The organism is Streptomyces sp. SDr-06 (assembly GCF_003324565.1).
In the GTDB taxonomy this organism is placed as follows: domain Bacteria; phylum Actinomycetota; class Actinomycetes; order Streptomycetales; family Streptomycetaceae; genus Streptomyces.
In genome coordinates, this window is the sequence record NZ_QOLA01000076.1 from 1 (window position 1) to 1080 (window position 1080).

General features: G+C 68.2%; 2 protein-coding genes. Both read left to right on the top strand.

The window, feature by feature from the left end:
* The coding region (locus DT019_RS39045) for an Ig-like domain-containing protein (RefSeq protein ID WP_262985371.1) at nt 1–346 on the top strand (346 nt) is incomplete at its 5' end.
* 83 nt (nt 347–429) lie between these two features.
* The gene (locus tag DT019_RS39050; RefSeq protein ID WP_114041741.1) at nt 430–1080 is read left to right on the top strand and encodes a fasciclin domain-containing protein; all 651 of its coding nucleotides are present in this window, start codon (nt 430–432) and stop codon (nt 1078–1080) included.

A 1080-nucleotide genomic window follows, 5' to 3' on the forward strand; every position in this document is an offset into this window, starting at 1 on the left:
GAAGGCGCCGATCAAGACGGAGTCCCGGATCGACACCCCGAAACCGTTCGCCCGGCCCAAGGCGGGCACGGTGATGATCGCCGGGGTCGCCTGGGCGCAGCACCGAGGCATCGACCGGGTCGAGGTCCGGGTCGACGACGGTCCGTGGATGCGGGCCGACCTCGCCGCCGAGGACACCACCGACACCTGGCGCCAGTGGTCCCTGCCCTGGAAAGCCACCCCTGGCGGACACACGCTGACGGTCCGGGCCACCGACCGCACCGGCCAGGTACAGACCGACCAGCGCGCCCCGACCATCCCGGACGGCGCCAGCGGCCGGCACTCGGTGGTGATCACCGTGGACTGACCACTCCCGCTCCGAGAACCAGCACAGCCTCCCCTTCGTCCGGGCCCCAACGGCCCGATTCACATCACCTCACAGGAGAAGTCATGCATGCCCTGCGTTTCCGCCGTGCCGCGATCGCCGTCACCGCCGCCGCCGTACTGCCCCTCGCGCTCAGCGCCTGCGGAGGCGACAACAGCAAGAAGGACAACGCCGCTTCGTCGTCCGAGTCCGCCGCCCCGTCGGACGCGCAGTCCTCAAGCAGTGGAGACGCGTCGATGACGGACAAGCCGTTCGGCGCGGCGTGCGCATCGGTGCCCAAGGACGGCGCGGGCTCGTTCGACGGGATGGCCAAGGACCCCGTCGCCACCGCCGCCTCCAACAATCCGGCGCTGTCCACCCTGGTCACCGCGGTCAAGAAGGCCGGCCTGGTCGACACCCTGAACAACGCGCAGAACATCACGGTGTTCGCCCCCACCAACGACGCCTTCGCGAAGATCCCCAAGGCCGATCTGGACAAGGTCCTGAACGACAAGGCCGCGCTCACCAAGATCCTCACCTACCACGTGGTCGGCCAGAAGCTCACTCCCCAGCAGCTGGGGAACGGGTCCTTCGACACCCTGGAGAAGAGCAAGCTCACCACGTCCGGTTCGGGCACCTCCTACAAGGTCAACGACAGTGCGAACGTGGTCTGCGGCAACGTCCCCACCGCCAACGCCACCGTCTACATCATCGACACGGTCCTCATGCCCAAGTAG

Bases quoted from the DNA above. Each gene is read 5' to 3' on its own strand.
- DT019_RS39050 (WP_114041741.1), top strand. From the start codon at position 430: ATGCATGCCCTGCGTTTCCGCCGTGCCGCGATCGCCGTCACCGCCGCC.